The sequence below is a fragment of the Pseudomonas sp. AC211 genome (assembly GCF_979258055.1).
This window is the reverse complement of sequence record NZ_OZ409830.1, coordinates 3,131,511-3,149,219: the sequence shown is the minus strand read 5'-3', so window position 1 is coordinate 3,149,219 and position 17,709 is coordinate 3,131,511. Positions and strand designations below refer to the sequence as shown.

17 protein-coding genes and 1 pseudogene are annotated in these 17,709 nt (G+C 61.6%); 9 read left to right on the top strand and 9 right to left on the bottom strand.

Annotated features, from left to right (window positions below; genetic code table 11):
- The first annotated feature begins 207 nt into the window (after positions 1-207).
- A complete protein-coding gene (locus ACZZZP_RS14780) occupies positions 208-1,653 on the top strand; it encodes an MFS transporter (RefSeq protein ID WP_463383237.1) in 1,446 nt (481 codons plus the stop codon).
- 30 nt (positions 1,654-1,683) lie between these two features.
- The gene (locus ACZZZP_RS14775) at positions 1,684-2,442 is read left to right on the top strand and encodes an SDR family NAD(P)-dependent oxidoreductase (protein ID WP_463383236.1); all 759 of its coding nucleotides are present in this window, start codon (positions 1,684-1,686) and stop codon (positions 2,440-2,442) included.
- A 61-nt stretch (positions 2,443-2,503) separates the two neighbouring features.
- Here the strand turns inward: ACZZZP_RS14775 and arcD are convergent, their stop codons facing one another.
- Both arcD and ACZZZP_RS14765 read right to left on the bottom strand, forming a co-directional pair.
- A complete protein-coding gene (gene arcD / locus ACZZZP_RS14770) occupies positions 2,504-3,931 on the bottom strand; it encodes an arginine-ornithine antiporter (protein ID WP_463383235.1) in 1,428 nt (475 codons plus the stop codon).
- A gap of 186 nt (positions 3,932-4,117) precedes the next feature.
- Entirely contained in the window at positions 4,118-4,864 is a 747-nt protein-coding gene (locus ACZZZP_RS14765) for a gamma-glutamyl-gamma-aminobutyrate hydrolase family protein (RefSeq protein WP_463383234.1), read from the bottom strand.
- Between the two features lie 196 nt (positions 4,865-5,060).
- Here ACZZZP_RS14765 and ACZZZP_RS14760 point away from each other — a divergent pair, with 196 nt between their 5' ends.
- Together ACZZZP_RS14760 and ACZZZP_RS14755 are read left to right on the top strand one after the other, a co-directional pair.
- Positions 5,061-5,855, top strand: coding sequence for an SDR family NAD(P)-dependent oxidoreductase (locus ACZZZP_RS14760; RefSeq protein ID WP_463383233.1), 795 nt, complete (start codon positions 5,061-5,063; stop codon positions 5,853-5,855).
- A gap of 120 nt (positions 5,856-5,975) precedes the next feature.
- Positions 5,976-7,433: an MFS transporter gene (locus ACZZZP_RS14755; protein ID WP_122494827.1), complete on the top strand. Its 1,458-nt coding sequence runs from the start codon at positions 5,976-5,978 to the stop codon at positions 7,431-7,433.
- Positions 7,434-7,452: 19 nt separating this feature from the next.
- On the opposite strand, the gene ACZZZP_RS14750 is transcribed toward ACZZZP_RS14755, so the two are convergent.
- Positions 7,453-8,379, bottom strand: a complete 927-nt coding sequence (locus ACZZZP_RS14750; protein ID WP_463383232.1) for a LysR family transcriptional regulator — start codon at positions 8,377-8,379, stop codon at positions 7,453-7,455.
- Positions 8,380-8,489: 110 nt separating this feature from the next.
- Between ACZZZP_RS14750 and ACZZZP_RS14745 the strand changes: the two genes are divergently transcribed.
- Together ACZZZP_RS14745 and ACZZZP_RS14740 are read left to right on the top strand one after the other, a co-directional pair.
- Positions 8,490-9,242, top strand: a complete 753-nt coding sequence (locus ACZZZP_RS14745; protein WP_463383231.1) for a 3-oxoacyl-ACP reductase family protein — start codon at positions 8,490-8,492, stop codon at positions 9,240-9,242.
- Positions 9,243-9,301: 59 nt separating this feature from the next.
- Positions 9,302-9,688: a nuclear transport factor 2 family protein gene (locus ACZZZP_RS14740; protein WP_463383230.1), complete on the top strand. Its 387-nt coding sequence runs from the start codon at positions 9,302-9,304 to the stop codon at positions 9,686-9,688.
- Between the two features lie 54 nt (positions 9,689-9,742).
- Here the strand turns inward: ACZZZP_RS14740 and ACZZZP_RS14735 are convergent, their stop codons facing one another.
- Positions 9,743-11,278 (bottom strand): methyl-accepting chemotaxis protein, encoded by a 1,536-nt coding sequence (locus ACZZZP_RS14735; protein WP_463536645.1) that lies wholly within the window; start codon positions 11,276-11,278, stop codon positions 9,743-9,745.
- A gap of 313 nt (positions 11,279-11,591) precedes the next feature.
- Here ACZZZP_RS14735 and ACZZZP_RS14730 point away from each other — a divergent pair, with 313 nt between their 5' ends.
- From ACZZZP_RS14730 to ACZZZP_RS14720, 3 genes are all read left to right on the top strand, one after another.
- On the top strand, positions 11,592-12,203 hold the full coding sequence (locus ACZZZP_RS14730) for an LbetaH domain-containing protein (RefSeq protein WP_463383229.1): 612 nt from the start codon (positions 11,592-11,594) through the stop codon (positions 12,201-12,203).
- Between the two features lie 129 nt (positions 12,204-12,332).
- Positions 12,333-13,136, top strand: coding sequence for a suppressor of fused domain protein (locus ACZZZP_RS14725; protein WP_463536644.1), 804 nt, complete (start codon positions 12,333-12,335; stop codon positions 13,134-13,136).
- Between the two features lie 217 nt (positions 13,137-13,353).
- Positions 13,354-13,674: a hypothetical protein gene (locus ACZZZP_RS14720; protein WP_463383227.1), complete on the top strand. Its 321-nt coding sequence runs from the start codon at positions 13,354-13,356 to the stop codon at positions 13,672-13,674.
- Positions 13,675-13,700: 26 nt separating this feature from the next.
- On the opposite strand, the gene alaE is transcribed toward ACZZZP_RS14720, so the two are convergent.
- From alaE to ACZZZP_RS14695, 5 genes and pseudogenes are all read right to left on the bottom strand, one after another.
- The gene (gene alaE, locus ACZZZP_RS14715; protein WP_463536643.1) at positions 13,701-14,165 is read right to left on the bottom strand and encodes an L-alanine exporter AlaE; all 465 of its coding nucleotides are present in this window, start codon (positions 14,163-14,165) and stop codon (positions 13,701-13,703) included.
- A gap of 115 nt (positions 14,166-14,280) precedes the next feature.
- Positions 14,281-15,104, bottom strand: a pseudogene (gene ppk2 / locus ACZZZP_RS14710) (polyphosphate kinase 2).
- 22 nt (positions 15,105-15,126) lie between these two features.
- Positions 15,127-16,086, bottom strand: coding sequence for an HlyD family secretion protein (locus ACZZZP_RS14705; protein ID WP_463383225.1), 960 nt, complete (start codon positions 16,084-16,086; stop codon positions 15,127-15,129).
- A 2-nt stretch (positions 16,087-16,088) separates the two neighbouring features.
- Entirely contained in the window at positions 16,089-16,484 is a 396-nt protein-coding gene (locus ACZZZP_RS14700) for a DUF3302 domain-containing protein (protein WP_463383224.1), read from the bottom strand.
- A 167-nt stretch (positions 16,485-16,651) separates the two neighbouring features.
- Positions 16,652-17,581 carry a hypothetical protein gene (locus tag ACZZZP_RS14695; RefSeq protein WP_463383223.1) on the bottom strand — a complete coding sequence of 310 codons (930 nt, stop codon included), beginning with the start codon at positions 17,579-17,581 and terminating at the stop codon, positions 16,652-16,654.
- Between the last annotated feature and the right edge of the window lie 128 nt (positions 17,582-17,709).

The following is a 17,709-nucleotide window of genomic DNA, read 5'->3' as shown; positions in this document are numbered from 1 at the left end:
TACCCCTTACAAAAATGCACACGCAATGTGCAGCGTTGGCAGTGCCGCCAGCCCTGTGCTGCGGCTGACAATGCGCTCCAGTTCCAGCCGGCACTGCCGCAGTTCGTGCCTTCCAAAGCGCCGGTGCAGTGTACGTAGCTGTACGCCGGGTTCGCCAGATAGCAGTGGGCGGCGAGCCAGCCATTGAGCCTTTTTGTGGAGCCTGCCATGTCCTTTGCAACCCCAACAACCCGCGCAGCAGCACCCCATCGGTGGCTGGCTTTTGCGGTGCTATTGGCCGGCGCGTTCTTGCCGCCGTTGGATTTTTTTATCGTCAATGTGGCGTTGCCCTCGATTCGCAGCGGGCTCGGCGCCAGCCCGGCGCAGGTGCAGTTGGTGATCTCGGCATACGCCGCTACCTATGCGGTTTTCCTGATTACCGGCGGGCGGCTGGGCGACCTGTTTGGCCGACGCCGGGTGTTTCTGGCGGGCATGGCAGGCTTTGGCATGGCCTCGCTGATCTGCGGCCTGGCCACCACGCCAACGCTGCTGATAGCGGGCCGGGCCCTGCAAGGGCTCAGCGCTGCCGCCATGGCGCCGCAGGGCCTGGCCTCCATCCATGCGCTGTTTCCCGAACAGGAACGTGCCCGGGCCTTGGCGGTATATGGCGCGGCGCTGGGCTTGGCCGCTGTGCTCGCCCAGGCGCTCGGCGGGGTGCTGATTGCCGCGAATCTGTTTGGTCTGCACTGGCGGATCATTTTTCTGATCAATCTGCCCATCGTGGCGGCGGTATTCATCGCCGGCATTCCGTTTTTGCCTGATACCCGCAGCCCGACGCCGCTGCCACTGGACCGCCTGGGCGTGCTGCTGTGCGCCCTCACGTTGGGGCTGTTGGTGGTGCCGTTGGTGGAGGGGCGAGAGTGGGGCTGGCCGTGGTGGCTGTGCGTGATGTTGCTCAGCGCGCCGGTGTTGGCGATGGCCTTCTGGCGCTATGAAATTGCCTTGGAGCGGCGCGGCGGCACGCCACTGGTAAGCCCACAGCTGAGTCAGTCGCCGGGGTTGCTGGCGGGCCTGACCGGGGTGCTGCTGTTCTACGTGGTGTCGGCCTTTTTCCTGACGTTTTCGGTGTACCTGCAAGACGCCCTCGGCGCTACGCCGCTGGCCACCGGCCTGATGTTTGTGCCGTTCGGCATTGGTTATGTGATCGGCCCGTTGACCACACCGGCGGCCATCCGCCGATTCGGCCGTTATGTGCCGGCCTTGGGCATGGCTTTGGAAGTGCTCGGCTGTTTGCTCTTGAGCGCGGCGGTGGCCGCTGCGCCGCCCGGTAAAAGCCCGGCCTATGCGGTGGTCGTGCTGGCTGTCGGGCTGCTGGGTTTTGGCCAGGGCTGGGCGCTGCCCACATTGATTCGAACAGTCATCGACCACGCGCCGGCCGGTGGCGCCGGCATGGCGGCGGGCTTGGTCAACTCTGCATTGCAGATCAGCGCGGCATTGGGTGTCGCGGTGTTGGGCGGGCTGTTTTACGCCGTGGCCGCGCCGGCCAACAGCGCCGCGTCATTGGCCGACGGCTTCGTTGCCGCGCTGCTGGGCATCGCCGTGTGCCTGAGCATTGCCGCCGGCCTTTCGGTGTATGCCGCCAGACCGTGTTCGCAGCCCAATCAACTTTCGTAAAACCATCAACGCGTCAAAAGGAGCTCTGTTATGTCGGGTAAATTTTCCGGTCAGGTCGCCGTGGTCACGGGCGGCTCCACAGGCATCGGCTTTGCCATCGCCGCTGCGCTTATCGCCGAAGGCGCCGGGCGTGTTTATCTCACCGGCCGCTCGGCGGCGACCCTCGAAACGGCTGCGCGCGCTCTGGGCGAAAAGGCCGTCGCGGTGGTTTCCGATGTCACCCAACAGGCCGACCTCGATGCCCTCAAAGCCTTGGTTGAAACGCAGGACGGCCGCCTCGACGTGGTGTTCGCCAACGCGGGCATCTGCGAGAAAAACCCGTTGGGCAGTACCAGCGAAGCCAATTACTACAGCCTGTTCGACATCAATGTGAAGGGCGTTTTTTTCACCGTGCAAACCTTGCTGCCCCTGCTCAAAGACGGCGCCGCTATCGTGCTCACCGCGTCCATCTGTTCCAGCAACGGCATGGAAGGCCTCAGTTTGTACAACGCCTCGAAAGCGGCGGTGCGCTCGTTTGCCCGAACCTGGGCCAATGAATTAAAGGACCGAAAGATTCGCGCCAACGTGCTCAGCCCTGGCTTCACGCGAACGCCCCTGATGGACAACGGTTTGAAGATGGACGAGCGCCAGATCCAGGCGCTAAGCGAGCACGTCGCGCACATCGTGCCCTTGGGCTACATGGCGCAGCCCCATGAAATCTCCTCCGCCGCCTTGTTTCTTGCCAGCGCCGATGCCGGCTACGTGAATGGCGTGGAGCTGATGGTCGACGGCGGGCTTTCACAAATCTGACGGGGCGAGGCGGCGGTCACCTGTCTCGGTTAACGGGCGGTCGCGTGGTGCGCCAACCGTTTCACAGCGACAGCCCGCCGCTATACAGCCCATAGGCAGCGACCGCCGCGGCGCCGATAACGGCGGCAAAAATGAGCTTCTCGATGGTGGTAAACACCGGTTCGCCTTGCTCACGTTTGGCCTTAGCAAACAGCAACACGCCGGGGGCGTACAGCAGCGCCGACAGCAGCAAGTATTTCACCCCGCCGGCGTACAACAACCACACGGCATAGACCAAGGCGATGGCGCTGACGATCAGGTCTTTACGGCGCGCGCCGGGGTCTTGCTCGTAGGATTCGCCGCGTTGGCTAAGGAGCAGCGCGTAGGCCGCCGACCACAGGTACGGCACCATAATCATCGACGAGGCGAGGTAGATCAGGTTGGTGTAAGTGCCCGCCGACACCAGGGTGATCAGCAAAAATACCTGGATCATCGCGTTAGTCAGCCATAACGCATTGACCGGCACGTGGTTGGCATTTTCCTTTTTCAGGAAGGCCGGCATGGTGTTGTCTTTGGCGGTGGAGAACAAAATTTCAGCGCACAGCAGGGCCCACGACAGCAACGCACCCAGCAGCGAAATGGCCAGGCCGACGCTGATGAATAACGCGCCCCATGGCCCGACAACGTGTTCCAGCACAACGGCCAACGACGGGTTCTGCAACGCAGCCAGTTCGGGCCGGGTCATGATGCCCAGCGACAACAGGTTGACCAGCACCAACAACGCCAGCACGCCGAGAAAACCCAGCACCGTGGCGCGGCCGATGTCCGAGCGTTTCTCGGCGCGGGCCGAATACACGCTGGCGCCTTCGATGCCGATAAAGACGAACACCGTCACCATCATCATGTTGCGGACCTGGTCCATCACACTGGTGAAGTTGGGGCTGCTGCGGCCCCAGATATCGCGGGTAAAAATGTTGGCGTCGAAGGCCATCATGGTGATGCCGATGAAGGTCACCAGCGGCACCACCTTGGCCACGGTGGTCAGTTGGTTGATGAACGCTGCCTCTTTAATGCCCCGCAGCACCAGAAAATGTACCGACCACAGCAGCACTGACGCGCAGCCGATGGCCACTGGCGTATTGCCTTGGCCGAACACCGGAAAGAAATAACCGAGCGTGCTGAACAGCAACACGAAGTAGCCGACATTGCCCAGCCAGGCGCTGATCCAATAGCCCCACGCCGAGGAAAAACCCATGTAGTCGCCAAAGCCCGCCTTGGCGTAGGCGTAGACGCCGGAGTTCAGCTCCGGCTTGCGGTTGGCCAGGGTTTGAAACACCAGCGCCAAGGCCAACATGCCCACCGCCGTGATCGACCAGCCGATCATCACCGCCCCGGCGTCGGCGCGCTCGGCCATATTCTGCGGCAGCGAAAAGATCCCGCCGCCAATCATCGAGCCCACCACCAGCGCCACCAAGGCGCTCAATCGAAGCTTCTGCGTCGGTTCTGACATCGCCTGTCTCTCTGCTCGCGCGCGCTCCCATAAGCGCGGCGTGACCCTAGTGTAACCAAGCACAGAAAGTACGAACGTGCCGAATAAATTGGCTCGACTGTCGAGCCCGACGCCCAGATAGCCTAGCAACACCGCACCTGTAGGAGAGGCTTCAGCCTCGATACGTGCAAACGGTATTCTCCAAGCTCAGCGCCGACTCGCCCGCTCCCGGCACGCCCGCCCAAACGCTTCGAAAATCACCGCGTAGTCGGGGTTATCAGTCACCTGCCACTCCGGGTGCCATTGCACGCCCAGTGCAAACGCGCGGCTGCCTTCCACCGACAGCGCTTCCACCAAGCCGTCTTCGGCCACCGCCTCGATACGCAGGCCACTGCCGACCTCGGCGATGCCCTGGCCATGCACCGAATTGACCTTCAACACGCCCTTGAGCCCTAACCGTTCCAGCACGCCACCCGGCTGCACGGTGACGGTATGAATACGCGCGTATTGCGCTTCGATGGGTTCGTCATCAGGCGGTTCGTGCTGCAGCGGCGAGCTTTCCAGAGACTGGCGCAACGTGCCGCCAAAGGCCACGTTCAGCTCTTGCAAACCCCGGCATGCACCGAGCACGGGCAGGCCGGCATCCACCGCCGCGCGCCATAAGGCCAGCGCTTGTTCGTCGCGTGCAGGGTCGTGCTCGGTGCCCGGCGCGCTCGGTGGGCCGCCGTAACGGCGGGGTTCGATATTGGATGGGGCGCCCGTGAAAAACAGCCCGTCGAGGCTGTCGATGATATCGGTCAGCGCCAGCAAATCCGGGAACTGCGGCAGTATCAGCGGCATCCCTTTTGCCGTGGTGGCAATGGCTTGTGAATTTTTATCGTCGTTGATTTGCACCGCGTGCGGGCCGATCTGATACGAGCAGGCCGTAACGCCAATTACCGGAAGACGCGACATAACTCCTCCTGTTTTTCTCCGTTGCGCGTTACCCGTTTGGATTACGCAAACGGTAAAAACGCACAAGCTTTATGCGCGGTGCCAACGTGTACGAGCCAGACACCGCGTGCCCCGGCAGAACGGCCCATGCGCGACTACGCTGGTGAGCGACTTAATCACCCGCCGGGCCGGCGCCTGGCATTTGCGGAGAACACTTATGCACATCGACTTGAGCGGCAAGACAGCCCTGGTTACCGCCTCCACTGGCGGCATCGGTTTCGCCATCGCCGAAGGCCTGGCGGCGAGTGGCGCCAACGTGATCATTAACGGCCGCAGCGACGGCTCGGTGCACAAAGCCTTGGCGCGCCTGCGCGAAACATCACCGCACGGGACACTCACCGGCGTGGCGGCCGACCTGGGCGATGCCAGCGGCGCCGACGCCTTGCTCGCCGCGCTGCCCGACGTCGACATTCTGGTCAACAACGCCGGCATTTATGGGCTGGTGGATTTCTTCGAAACCGACGACGCCTGCTGGGAAAATTACTGGCAAACCAACGTCATGTCCGGCGTGCGCCTAAGCCGCGCGCTGGTGCCGGCGATGGTCGAACGCAAGTGGGGCAGGGTGGTGTTTATCTCGTCCGAGTCGGGCCGCAACATTCCCGCCGACATGGTGCATTACGGCGTCACCAAAACCGCACAACTGGCGCTCTCGCGCGGCTTGGCCAAACGGGTTGCCGGCAGCGGCGTCACCGTCAACAGCGTGCTGCCGGGGCCGACCTTATCGGACGGCCTGGCCACCATGCTCGAAGAGCAGCGCGCCAAGTCTGGCAAAACCCTCGAAGCCGTTGCCGCCGAATTTGTGATGGCGCACCGGCCAACGTCGTTGATCCAACGGGCCGCGACGGTGGAGGAGGTGGCCAACATGGTCGTCTACCTGTGCTCGCTGCAGGCCTCTGCCACCAGCGGCGCGGCGCTGCGGGTGGATGGTGGGGTGGTGGACGATATTTTATAAGCGGGCAGACCCGTTTCAGTGCGACGCCAGGCCCACAAAGAACCTCTGAACTCCCGCTCGCTGCGCTGGCTCTTAAACCTTAGGACCCCAACCTAACAATAAGACCTGAAGGATGCGGCGATGAATTCAGTGGAACGTGCCTACCAGCCTGGCGAAGTATTTGAAACGGACCTTCCTTCCCGGCTCGACCGGTTGCCCTGGGGGCGCTTCCACACGTTGTTAGTGTTCGCTTTGGGCATCACCTGGTTACTGGATGGCTTGGAAGTGACCCTGGCCGGCTCGGTATCCGGGGCGCTGAAAGACAGCCCGCAACTGCACATGGACAACGCCGATATCGGCCTGGCCGGTGGCGTCTACATTGCCGGCGCGGTGCTGGGTGCACTGTTGTTCGGCTGGCTCACCGACCGCCTCGGGCGGCGCAAGTTGTTCTTTATCACCTTGTGGTTGTACGTCGGCGCCACGGCAGCGACGGCGTTTTCCTTCAACTTGGAAACCTTTCTGTTGTTCCGCTTCCTCACCGGCATGGGCATTGGCGGTGAATACACGGCGATCAATTCGACCATTCAGGAATTCACCCCGGCGCGCTATCGCGGTTGGGTTGACCTCACCATCAATGGCACCTTTTGGTTGGGCGCGGCATTGGGCGCGGGCGGGGCGATTGTGTTGCTCGACCCGCAAGTGGTGGGCGGCGATATGGGCTGGCGCCTGTGCTTCGGCATTGGCGCGCTGCTCGGCCTGGTGATTCTGGTGATGCGTTTGTGGCTGCCGGAAAGCCCGCGCTGGCTGTTGATTCATGGCCAGCCCGACGAGGCGCGGCGCATTGTCGAAGGCATCGAGCAACGCATGATTGAGCACGGCCATGAGTTGCCGGCCGTCACCAGCGCACCGCTGCGCTTGCACGCCCGCGACCACACGCCGTTGAGCGAAATCTTCCACACCTTGTTTCACACCTTCCGCCAGCGCTCCCTGGTCGGCTTGACGCTGCTGACCGCGCAAGCGTTTTTCTACAACGCGATTTTCTTCACCTACGCGCTGGTGCTCACCGACTTCTACGACGTGCCTTCCGAGCATGTGGGCTGGTACGTGTTGCCGCTGGCCTTGGGTAACTTCTGCGGCCCGCTGTTGCTCGGCCGGTTGTTCGACGTAGTCGGGCGTCGCGTGATGATCAGCGCTACCTATGCGATTTCTGGCGTGTTGCTGGTCATCAGCGGGTATTGCTTCCAGCAAGGCTGGTTCGACGTCACCCAGCAGGCCATCGCCTGGATGGTGATTTTCTTCTTCGCCTCGGCCGCCGCCAGCTCGGCGTACCTGACCGTGGCGGAAACCTTCCCCCTGGAAATTCGCGCCCTGGCCATCGCCGTGTTTTACGCCTTCGGCACCGGCCTTGGCGGCATCATCGGGCCGACGCTGTTTGGCCGACTGATTGAAAGTGGCGAACGCGGCAATCTGTTTATTGGCTACCTGATTGGCGCTGGGCTGATGGTGATGGCGGCGGTGGTGCAGGCGTTCTGGGGCGTGGCGGCGGAGCGTCAGTCGCTGGAAACAGTGGCGCGGCCGTTGTCGCAAGCCAAGGACTGAGCGCGCCGTTCGCAGCCGCTCAAGGCCGCGCGCGAAAGCGTGTGGCCCATTGCTGAACCCGGGCGTGCTCGACCAGAAAGTCGACAAACGCCCGGGTTTTCGCGGGCAGCAATTTCTGGCTGGAGAAGTACAGCGAGATCTGCCCGGCATCCACATACCAGTCCGGCAGCAAGCGCTGCAGCCGGCCGTCTTGCAGATACGGCAGCACATCCGACACCGCCAACAGCGCCACGCCCAGACCCAGCAGGGCGCTTTGGCACAGCGCCTGCGGGTCGTTGACCAACAGGCGCGGCGTCAATTCAAGCGGAACCTGTTGGCCTTTCGGGCCTTGCAGCAGCCAGTTTCTCACCTTGCCCGTTTGCACCGAGCGCATGGCCAAGTGGTCCAGTTTGCTCAGGTCTTCCAAGCGCTTGATACGCCCGCGTGCTGCCAGATGGTCGGGCGCCACCACCAGAATCAAATGAGCCGGCGCCAGTTCACGCGCCACCAGACCGGGCGCCAATTCCAGGCCGCCACCAATCGCCGCATCGAACCCTTCAGCGACCAGATCGACCTGGCGATTTTCCAGGTACCACTCCGGAACGATGCCCGGATAGCGCTGCAGAAACGCCGGCATCAACGGCAGCAAAATGTCCCGACCAAAACCTGGCGCCGCCGACAGGCGTAGCACGCCCGCTGGCTCGCCGGCATTTTGCGTGACGTCGGCAATGGCCGCCTGAACGCTCTCCAGGCCGCCGCCCACAGTCAGTAAAAAACGCTCGCCGGCTTCGGTAAGCGTGATGCGCCGGGTGCTGCGTTGGAACAGGCGCACGCCAAGGTTGGCCTCTAACTGCGCGACGTTACGGCTGACCGCCGCTGGCGTCAGCCCCAGGCGCCGCGCCGCCGCTGAAAAGCTTCCGCTTTCAGCGCTGCGTACGAATGACAACAGGTTGGCAAAGGTTTCCACGGCTGATTACCTTCAAATTTTACTTGAAAGCAATACTAGTGATTACCCGCTACTGACGAAAGAATAAAAAGCGCCTTATAGCCTCACTAACCCATCACGAGGCTTCAACCATGACCACTGACACTCGCTCACTCGCAGGCAAAATCGCCGTCGTTACCGGCGGATCGCGCAGCATCGGCGCCGCCATTGCCAAGCGCCTGGCCGCCGACGGCGCCACGGTCGCCATCACTTACAACGCCTCGGCAAGCAGTGCCGAAGCCGTGGTTGCCGCCATTACCGCAGCGGGCGGCCAGGCGGTGGCGCTGCGCGCCGACGCGGGCGATGCCAACGCGGTTCGCGCTGCTATCGAGGACGTGGCTGAGCGTTTTGGTCGCATCGATATTCTGGTTAACAACGCCGGCATCAGCGTGCTCGGCGCACCGCAAGACATCGCCTTCGACGACTTCCAACGGATTCTGGCCGTCAACGTAACCGGCGTATTCGTCGCCACGCAGCAAGCGCTCAAACACATGGGTGAGGGTGGCCGCATCATTCACATCGGCAGCTCGATGGTGCAGTACGCCGCGTTCCCCACGGCCTCGGTGTACACCCTGACCAAGGGCGCAGTGGCCGGCTTCAGCCGTGGCTTGGTACGCGACCTGGGGCCGCGCGGCATTACCGTGAACACCGTGCACCCCGGCCCAACCGACAGCGACATGAACCCGGCCGACGGCGCCGTTGCCGACTTTGTTCGCCCCAACATTGCCGTGGGCCGCTACGGTGAAGGCAAAGACATCGCCAGCGCCGTGGCTTATCTGGCCAGCGCTGAGGCCGGCTTTATCAGCGGCGCTGAACTGCTTGTGGACGGCGGCTTCACCGCCTGACAGCAACCCTTTCAACGTCGACACCCCGGCGACGTTTCAACCTTCTGAACAGGTGACTTATGACCGACTCCACAGCAACCCACGAACCCGACTTCGACGCGCTCCTGCGTGCCAACCTTGAGCGTGTATTCAACGAACGTAACGCGGCTACGCGCGCGACCGCCGTAAGCGAGTTGTTCGCCAGCGCGCCGAGGCTGTATGAACCGGCCGGCGTCGTCCACGGCCAAGCCGCCATCAGCGAGGTGGCGGGCGCGTTGCTTGAACAGTTTGGCGACGACTTCGCTTTCACCCCGACCGGCCCCGCGATCGGCCACCACGGTTTGGGCTACTTGCGCTGGCAGGCCGGGCCGAAAAACGGGCCGGTGGTGGTCAGTGGCGTCGATGTAGCGCACGTTACGGACGGCAAGATTACCGAGCTGTGGGTGCTGTTGGATGCGCCGGTGTAACCACAAAAAAAGCCCGGCGTCGGCCGGGCTTTTTTGTGGGGCTTTAGCCGAGGTTTACACCCTGAAGCGGCTCACCAGCCCATTCAGGCTGGTCGCCAGGTGGGACAGTTCCTGACTGGCAGCGGTGGTCTGGTTGGCGCCGGCTGAGGTTTGCACGCTGAGGTCGCGGATATTGACCAGATTACGGTCAACCTCGCGAGCCACCTGGGCTTGCTCTTCCGAGGCGCTGGCAATCACCAGGTTTCGTTCACTGATCTGGCTGATCGCATCGGTGATGCGCTGCAAGGCACCGCCGGCGTCCTGGGCAATTTCAAGGGTCTGACGAGCACGCTGGGTGCTGGTTTCCATCGCACTCATGGCGCCTGCTGAGCCTTGCTGAATGGTGCCGATCATTTGCTCGATTTCCTGCGTCGAGGTTTGCGTGCGGTGTGCCAAGGCGCGCACTTCATCGGCCACCACGGCAAACCCGCGTCCGGCTTCGCCTGCCCGCGCCGCTTCAATGGCGGCGTTGAGCGCCAGCAGGTTGGTTTGCTCGGCGATGGCGCGAATCACATCGAGCACCTTGCTGATGCTGCTCACGCCGTCGCCCAGGTTTCTCACTTGTTCGGCGGTACGGGTGACGTCGTCCGATAGCAGCCCAATGGAGTCGACGGTTTTGGTCACCTGTTGCTGACCATGTTTTGCTGTCTGGGTGGATTCTTTGGACGCCTCGAAGGTGGCGACGGCGTTGCGTGCTACTTCATCGACCGCAGCGGTCATTTCATTCACTGCCGTGGCGGCCTGGTCGATTTCGTTGCTCTGCTGGTGCAGCCCGCGAGTGGAATCTTCCGTGACGACGTTGAGTTCTTCAGCAGCGGAAGCAAGCTGGTTAGAGGAGTCGGCGATGGCGGAAATGGTCTGCTTCAGGTTTTGTTGCATCACCTTCAGCGCGGCCAGTAATTGCGCGGGCTCGTCGGTGCCGGTCGCCTCGAACGACTCGGTGAGATCGCCCTTGGCAATCACCTGCGCCACGGCCACGGCTTCGGTTAATGGCCGAGTGATACTGCGGGTGAACAGCAGCGCCATGAAACCGGTGAGCACTGCGGCGACGGCGATAAACACCATCACGCCAGTCATCGCAGCGGCATATCCGTCGTCCGCTTTTTTATCGGAATCGGCGGCGCCGTCCTGGTTGATTTTGATCAGCTGCGCCATCTGCACGCCCAGTTCATCCGAAGCTTTTTTGTAGTTGCCACCCAACAGCGCGCGCATCGCGTCGGGCTGGTTGGCGTTGGAAAGCTGCACCAGCTCCCGGTTGGCCGCTTTGTAATCGCTGACCACGCGCTGAAAGGTTTGGTACTGGGCGCGCTCCTGGTCGTCGTCGATAAGTTTTTCATAGCGCGCCAACGCCTGATCGACCTGGCCGCTCAGCTCATCAATACGCGCCACCGTTGCCACGAGTTTGTCTGCGTCGCGGTCAACGAGCAGACGGTAGGCGGTGATGCGCAGGCGCAGCATGCTTTCGTTCAGGCTACTGAGCGCAGAAAGGCTGGGAATACCTTTGTCGGAGAGGTCTTCCCCTTGTTGACGTACCGATTTCAGCTGATACATGGCAAACAAAACCCAACAGAATCACCAGCACCCCAATGAGGGAAAAACTGAGGATGGCGCGAGGGGCGATTTTGAGCTGACGCATGCAGGGGGGCTCCCGTTTTTTGTTGTTGGCGTACGCAAATTATCGTCCGGCCTGGAACAAGCATGAGTGCCGTCTGGCGGGACATGACGGTGCGTGTGGAACAACCCTGGGCCGGCGCGAAGGCGCCTGAGGTCAGCGCAGCGTGGCCCGCAGGTGCAGGCGGTAAATGAATTAATTGGCCAATCGCCGATCTACGTTTGCGAGCCCCACTCGACAGGAAGCGCTGCGTTGAACGAACCCGAGATCCGTACATTCATTGCCCGATGGGACACGCTTGGCCTGGACCCCGTTGCCGCTTGGCAGGTGACGCAGGCATGCGAGGAACACGTGCTGGCGCTGCTGACGCGGCTGCCAGAGGGGTATCGGCGCTACGCAGATTGCGCCATTCATGAAAGCGCCACCGTCGAGGAAGGCGCCGTGCTCAAGGGCGCCATCATTGTTGGCAAAGGCGCTTTCGTAGCGGCGGGTGCGTACTTGCGTGGGGGCGTTTTCCTCGGCAGTCATTGCATTGTTGGGCCGAGCTGCGAAATCAAAAGCAGCTTTATGCTGGCGGGCAGCAAGTTGGCGCATTTCAACTTCGTAGGCGATTCATTGATTGGCGAGGGCGTGAACATCGAAGCCGGCGCAATCATCGCTAATTACCGCAATGAGCTGGATGGTGCAGCCATTAAGATTCGCCACGGCGATCAGGTGATCGACACGGCCGTAAACAAATTCGGCGCGCTGGTGGGCGATGGCAGCAAAATCGGCGCAAATGCCGTTATCGCTCCCGGCGCTTTGCTGCTGCCCAACAGCCGGGTGCCCAGGCTGGGGTTGGTTGACCAGTTTGCTTACGATTAAGCCCGGCTGTTGATCGCAAGCTTCGCGAGCAAGCTCGCTTCTATGTTGGTTAAAAAGCTTCGCGAGCAAGCTCGCTCCTACAGAGACCGCGTTTGACCGGCTCTTCATTTCTTCATGCAAGGATTGCCCATGAGCTTATTCGACAGATTGCGTAACGCACTTCGCCCCTCCACCGCATCCACCGCCGAGCCGGCAACCCGCCTGGCGGAGCCTTCTCTGGTAGACAGCGCTGACGAAGCGCGCAGGGCCACCCATGCCGCGCTGGACCGTCACTGGCAGAGCGTGGGATCGGTAGAAAAGGATGTGTTGGGGTATTTTCTCAGTCCTTCCTTCACAGGCGGGCCGGCGTGGCCGTCGACACGCCAGGCGTACCGCGTGGTGCGCCGTGGTGAGCGCATTATTCTGGCCAGCGATGGCCTGAGCGATCCGTTCGATGATGCCGAAGGGTTCGGCAACGGCTTTGAAATGGAGCTGTTTGTTGAAACGGCAGACATTGCGCCGGCGCATCGCGGCACGCCTGGCGATGTGTCGACGTTAAGTGATTCCTGGGCCTTCGAACTGCTTGAGCACGTCGCGCAGATTGTGGCTGACGCCGGTGGCATTACCGCGCAGTTGGAGCAATACGGTGCGTTGTCGATGGAGCTGCCGGGCGTCAGCCAATCGCGCGCCATCGGTGCGGCACTGCCGGCGCTTTTCGTCACCGCAGACGACGCTCTGGGCGTGCTGCTTGGCGGTCCTAAACCGGACTTCAACGACGTGCTGGCGGACATGCCGCTGTCACCCGTGAGGTTGGTGCCCATCGTGGTGCTGACCGCCGCGGAACTGGAATTTGTGCACGCCGGCGGCGGCCAGGCCCGCGCTGAGTTGCTGGAGCGACTGGTTGCGGCCGACGTTGGGCATGTCAGTGATTTGCAGCGAAACAGCGTGGTGTGAGGGTTGCACACGGGTTCGGGTTCCAGCGGGCTGGTGCGCTACGAGGCGGGCATGGTTTGGCGCAACTTACCGAGCGCTGGTGCGCTATCAACAAACTATCCCGCGTTCCCTACGCGTGCGTGAGCGTTTCCCTACTAGCTGATCGGACGTCATCCCTAAAACTAAGCACATCAGCGCGAGCAGCTGCTCAGTGCGTGTTCAGTCTTAGGAGAATCCCATGGCAACTTCCACGTGGTTAATGTTCCGGTCATTGCAGCAGAACGCGGTAGAGAGCCGTCGGGCCTACACGTTGCTCATGGAGCTGTCGCGCTACGCCCAAGACAACCAGACCGCGACACGCATCTGGGATGTAGCGCAAGGCTTGATGGAAAACGCCGACACGCTCAGCCGCATTTCTCTGGAATTGCAATCAGGTGTGCTGTGTCGCAGAAACTGCCTGGGCCGCGTTCCGTCGCTGGACTCGTTAGGGATGTTCAGCGCAGCGGCCTCGCAACAGCCGCACGTGGCAGTGCAGGATCACTCGTCTCAGGATCGGTAAGCAGCGAGCAGGGCCGGGGCTGGCCCTCAACGTTTCAATGACATTGGACGTTCGCCACCCTCAGCCAACCCGAATCCGCGTCGAACCACGTTTAGAAAGGCGCCGTACGGGCGCCCCAATACCAGCATGATGACGCTTACGCCCAGGGTGCCGCGCAACACGGCCTCGCCGTCGGCGCCGGCCAACGCCAGCAACGCGGCGTAGATGGGCACCTGAAAACTCAACAGGGCAAAGGAATCCCAGGCCAGCTGCGACAGGCGGCCAGCGCCGGCGAAGCGCATCACCCAATCTCGCCACAGGCCATATGGCCGTCCGCAAAACACCATCAATGCAGCGCCAATAAGTCGGGCCTCCAACACCTGTTGCCAGCTCATGCCCGCGACGAAGCGCTCGTTGATGATGCCGGTGGTGGTGAAGAACAGCAGCAGAGCAAGCGTGTCGGCCACAAAAGACCGCCACCGAGTGCCGTTGGCGTTGGGTGAGTCAGACAACGTAGGCGTTCCCCGTTTGCAAAATTGGTCGCTCGTAGTGGAGTCGACGCAAACGGCGAACGTTCCCGGTAAAACGGCAGGGCCTGTTAGACGGCTTGTCGGTTACCGCTACCCCTCAATATTTCTCAGCCACCATCCTGAACGGATAAGGCGCCGCCTTGTACGTGCCGATCTTCCCGCGCTTGGGCAGTTTCACCGGCTGTTTGTCGACCACGGCTTTATAGGGAATCTGCTTGAGCAGGTGACTGATGATATTCAGGCGCACGCGCCGTTTGTCTTCGGAGCGGGCCATGTACCAGGGCGCCCAAGAGGAGTCTGAAGCAGCGAACATGTCATCGCGGGCGCGGGTGTAGTCGTCCCAGCGGCCATAGGATTTCACGTCCATGGCCGTGAGTTTCCACAGCTTACGGCCATCGGTAATGCGTTCTTGCAGGCGCCGGGTTTGTTCTTCGGCGCTCACTTCCAGCCAGTATTTGAGCAGGATGATGCCCGACTGCACGAGCATCTTTTCAAACAGCGGCACCACTTTCAAAAAGGTGTGCGACTGCTCGTCGGTGCAAAAGCCCATGACCCGTTCCACGCCAGCGCGGTTGTACCAACTGCGGTCGAAGATCACCACTTCGCCAGCGGCGGGCAAATGGGTGATGTAGCGCTGCGCATACATTTGGCTTTTTCCCGCTCGGTCGGGGCCGGCAGCGCCACCACGCGGAACACGCGCGGGCTCACCCGTTCGGTCAACGCCTTGATGGTGCCGCCCTTGCCGGCGCCGTCGCGACCTTCAAATACCACGCACACCTTCAAGCCTTCCTGCTGCACCCACTGCTGCAATTTCACCAGCTCTACGTGCAGCTTTTTCAGCTCGGCGTCGTACACCTTGCGTTTGAGCCTTTCGGCGCCTGCGGTCGATTCGGCGCTGGGTTTTTTCTTCGCGTTGGCCATGGTGATTCCTCCGCCGGGGCTGTTAATGGAAGGGGAAGATGTAGTTCATCCAGGCGGCCATGCGCAGCAGAATCTTGCGCATGATGGCCACGTGGTGAAAGTGCTGGCTGTATAACGCCGCCTGGCCATAGGCGCCGCCCGGCATGCGCGCGGCGTACTCGGCGTAGGCGGGGTCGGTGATTTCGATAATCACGGGCACGCGCCCCGGTGGCGGCGAGCCGCTGTAGCTGATCAAGGTGCCCGAGGGTTGCACCTGGCCTTCGCCAATTACGCCTAGCACCTGCTTGACCTTGCCAGAGAACACCTTTCCGGGAATGCCATCGAAAGCCACTTCGGCTTCATCGCCAGGGGTCAGTCGCAGCTGGCTGTTCTGGCGCATCCACGCGGTGAAGTACGGGCCTTCATCCGGCACGAACACCATGGAGGGGCGCAGCGGCAACTGGCTGGCCATCATGCCGGGGCGCAACGACACATGGGTGACGAAGCCGCGCGCGGGTGCACGCACCACGGTGTTGTCCAGTTCGAACTGAGCCAGGCCCAACTGGGCTTCAAGGTTGTCGACTTGCGCGGTGGCCAGGTCGACGTTGCGGCGGTTGCCCACTTCGCGTTTGACCAATTCGCTGGCGCGGTTCTGGTCGGCGCGGGCGGACACCAACTGCGCCTTGATGGCTTTTACCCGCCATTCGAATGGCTTGGGATCGATGCGAAACAGCACGTCACCTTTTTCGATCATGCGGTTGCCTTCCACCGGCACCTCGATGACCTTGCCCGTGACCACTGGAATCACCGGCGTGGTGACGAAATACGAGCGCGCCACCTCGGAGTAGGGGTGGTTGTAATTCATCACAAAAATCAGCGCGCCGATCAGCAGAATGCCGCCGAGCACGGCGGTGGGAACGGTCCATTTGTTTAGGGGAATTCGGAAGATTTTGAAGATGGCCACGCAGATCGCGGTGTACGTCAGGATTAGTAGCAGGTCCATGGCTAAACGTCCTTGTCGATGGCAGCTTGGGTCGGTGTAGGAGTAGGAATCTCCACCTGCGGCGGCTCAGGTTCAGCCGCGTCGCGCTCGAGCCGCTCGATGCGTTCGCGCAGTTCGCTCAGTTGCAGTTCCAAGTCGGACGAGGGCAGGGCGGCCCCGGTTGCCGGGTTGAAGCCCCAGCCGCGGTCGCTGCGGTACAACATGGCCCAGATCCATAAGAACGGCCACAGCGCATGCAGGGTAAACAGGCTGACCCAACCTGCCGCATGAATGGCGTCCTGGTGAGGATGGTTACGGTGTACGGCGATTTCGTACGGGATGTCGTGCATCACGATAATTCCGTAGAACAACACCAAGCCCGCAAAAAACAGAATTCCCAACGCGATGTAATCGAGCATACGCAGCCTCCCGTCTCCGTCGCTTCCAAGAGCGAAGCTGGCTGAGTATGGACGAGCGTTCAGGTTTTGCTTTCGCGGTTAGAGGATTTCTGCGGCTGATTTAACGCATCGCGGCTGAAGCCGCTCCCGCCGTGCGGTGGCGGCGCAGCACGTTGGCTCGCACCGGCTTAAAACTTATCGATCTGCGCGTACACCTGCAGCCACTCGCCTTTGGCAGCGGCGCCGGCCTCTGGCTGAGCGGCGGCATCGTCTTTGGGCATCGCGTTTAGCAGCGAGAGTTTGGTGGTGTCGGCGCTAAGCAGCTTGACCGCGTACTGCTTCCAGATGGCCTTGCCTTCTTTGTCGGTGGTGGCGGCCAGCACCCTGGCTTCGGGCTCTTCCAGCTGGGGATAGTCGACGGCGTCGGGCGTCTTGAAGCCTGCCTTTTCCCAATCGGCCAGCTCGATGGTCAGTGACGAAGTGGTGTAGTCGAGCGTGGACTTTTCCGCCTCGCTCATGCCCGTCAGCAATTTGAGCTGGGCTTTGAGCATCATCGGTTTGGTGTCGTTGTCGTTATCGTTCTTGATTTCGGCTTCGTTGATGCGCTTGTAGGTTTCGTCCCAGAAACGCGAGTCGCCGGCGTTCATTTCACGCATGGCGGCGGCAATTTCGCTGGTGGTGTAGGTGCCGGTGTCGTCGTAGCTGATGGTCGACAAGGTTTCCCGACTCAGCCCAGAGAAGGGGTTGTCGGCTTTGTCCAGAAGGAACTGGTTGGCCTGCTCGACGAGCGCCAGACGCGTTGGGTCTTCACTGGCGGGCTTCTCTTTGAACACCTCGGCGTCTTTGCCTTCGGCCAGACTCTGCTGGTTAACCGAGGCCAGCAATTCGGCCGGCAGCGGCTTGGAGCGCCAGCCATCAAGCCGTTTGGGTTCGTCGGAGTAGGGGTCCACCTTTGGCATGGTGCCAATGGACAAGGTGATGCCCACGGTGGGCATTTTGTTCTCGGGCACCGGCGCGATTTTGCTCGCGTTGGGGTCCGGCGCTTTGCTTAGCAAGCGTGCGTAAAAACGGTTTTCCAGCTGCTGGAATCCCGCGCTACGAATGCCTCGGTCCATCACGTTGAGCCTCCTTTCTACGTGGTTCTGAACACCGTATCGGCCGCTGGATCATCGGCTTGAAGGGCAAAAAAAATCCAGTCACCACGTGGGGGACTGGATTTTTTCTAAAAGAACATCGAGGCTGAAGC

What these genes read in the sequence shown, in the direction of transcription:
- ACZZZP_RS14780 (WP_463383237.1), top strand. Translation starts at nt 208, where the DNA reads ATGTCCTTTGCAACCCCAACAACCCGCGCAGCAGCACCCCATCGGTGG.
- ACZZZP_RS14775 (WP_463383236.1), top strand. Translation starts at nt 1,684, where the DNA reads ATGTCGGGTAAATTTTCCGGTCAGGTCGCCGTGGTCACGGGCGGCTCC.
- arcD (WP_463383235.1), bottom strand. Translation starts at nt 3,931, where the DNA reads ATGTCAGAACCGACGCAGAAGCTTCGATTGAGCGCCTTGGTGGCGCTG.
- ACZZZP_RS14765 (WP_463383234.1), bottom strand. Translation starts at nt 4,864, where the DNA reads ATGTCGCGTCTTCCGGTAATTGGCGTTACGGCCTGCTCGTATCAGATC.
- ACZZZP_RS14760 (WP_463383233.1), top strand. Translation starts at nt 5,061, where the DNA reads ATGCACATCGACTTGAGCGGCAAGACAGCCCTGGTTACCGCCTCCACT.
- ACZZZP_RS14755 (WP_122494827.1), top strand. Translation starts at nt 5,976, where the DNA reads ATGAATTCAGTGGAACGTGCCTACCAGCCTGGCGAAGTATTTGAAACG.
- ACZZZP_RS14745 (WP_463383231.1), top strand. Translation starts at nt 8,490, where the DNA reads ATGACCACTGACACTCGCTCACTCGCAGGCAAAATCGCCGTCGTTACC.
- ACZZZP_RS14740 (WP_463383230.1), top strand. Translation starts at nt 9,302, where the DNA reads ATGACCGACTCCACAGCAACCCACGAACCCGACTTCGACGCGCTCCTG.
- ACZZZP_RS14735 (WP_463536645.1), bottom strand. Translation starts at nt 11,278, where the DNA reads ATGTATCAGCTGAAATCGGTACGTCAACAAGGGGAAGACCTCTCCGAC.
- ACZZZP_RS14725 (WP_463536644.1), top strand. Translation starts at nt 12,333, where the DNA reads ATGAGCTTATTCGACAGATTGCGTAACGCACTTCGCCCCTCCACCGCA.
- ACZZZP_RS14720 (WP_463383227.1), top strand. Translation starts at nt 13,354, where the DNA reads ATGGCAACTTCCACGTGGTTAATGTTCCGGTCATTGCAGCAGAACGCG.
- ACZZZP_RS14705 (WP_463383225.1), bottom strand. Translation starts at nt 16,086, where the DNA reads ATGGACCTGCTACTAATCCTGACGTACACCGCGATCTGCGTGGCCATC.
- ACZZZP_RS14700 (WP_463383224.1), bottom strand. Translation starts at nt 16,484, where the DNA reads ATGCTCGATTACATCGCGTTGGGAATTCTGTTTTTTGCGGGCTTGGTG.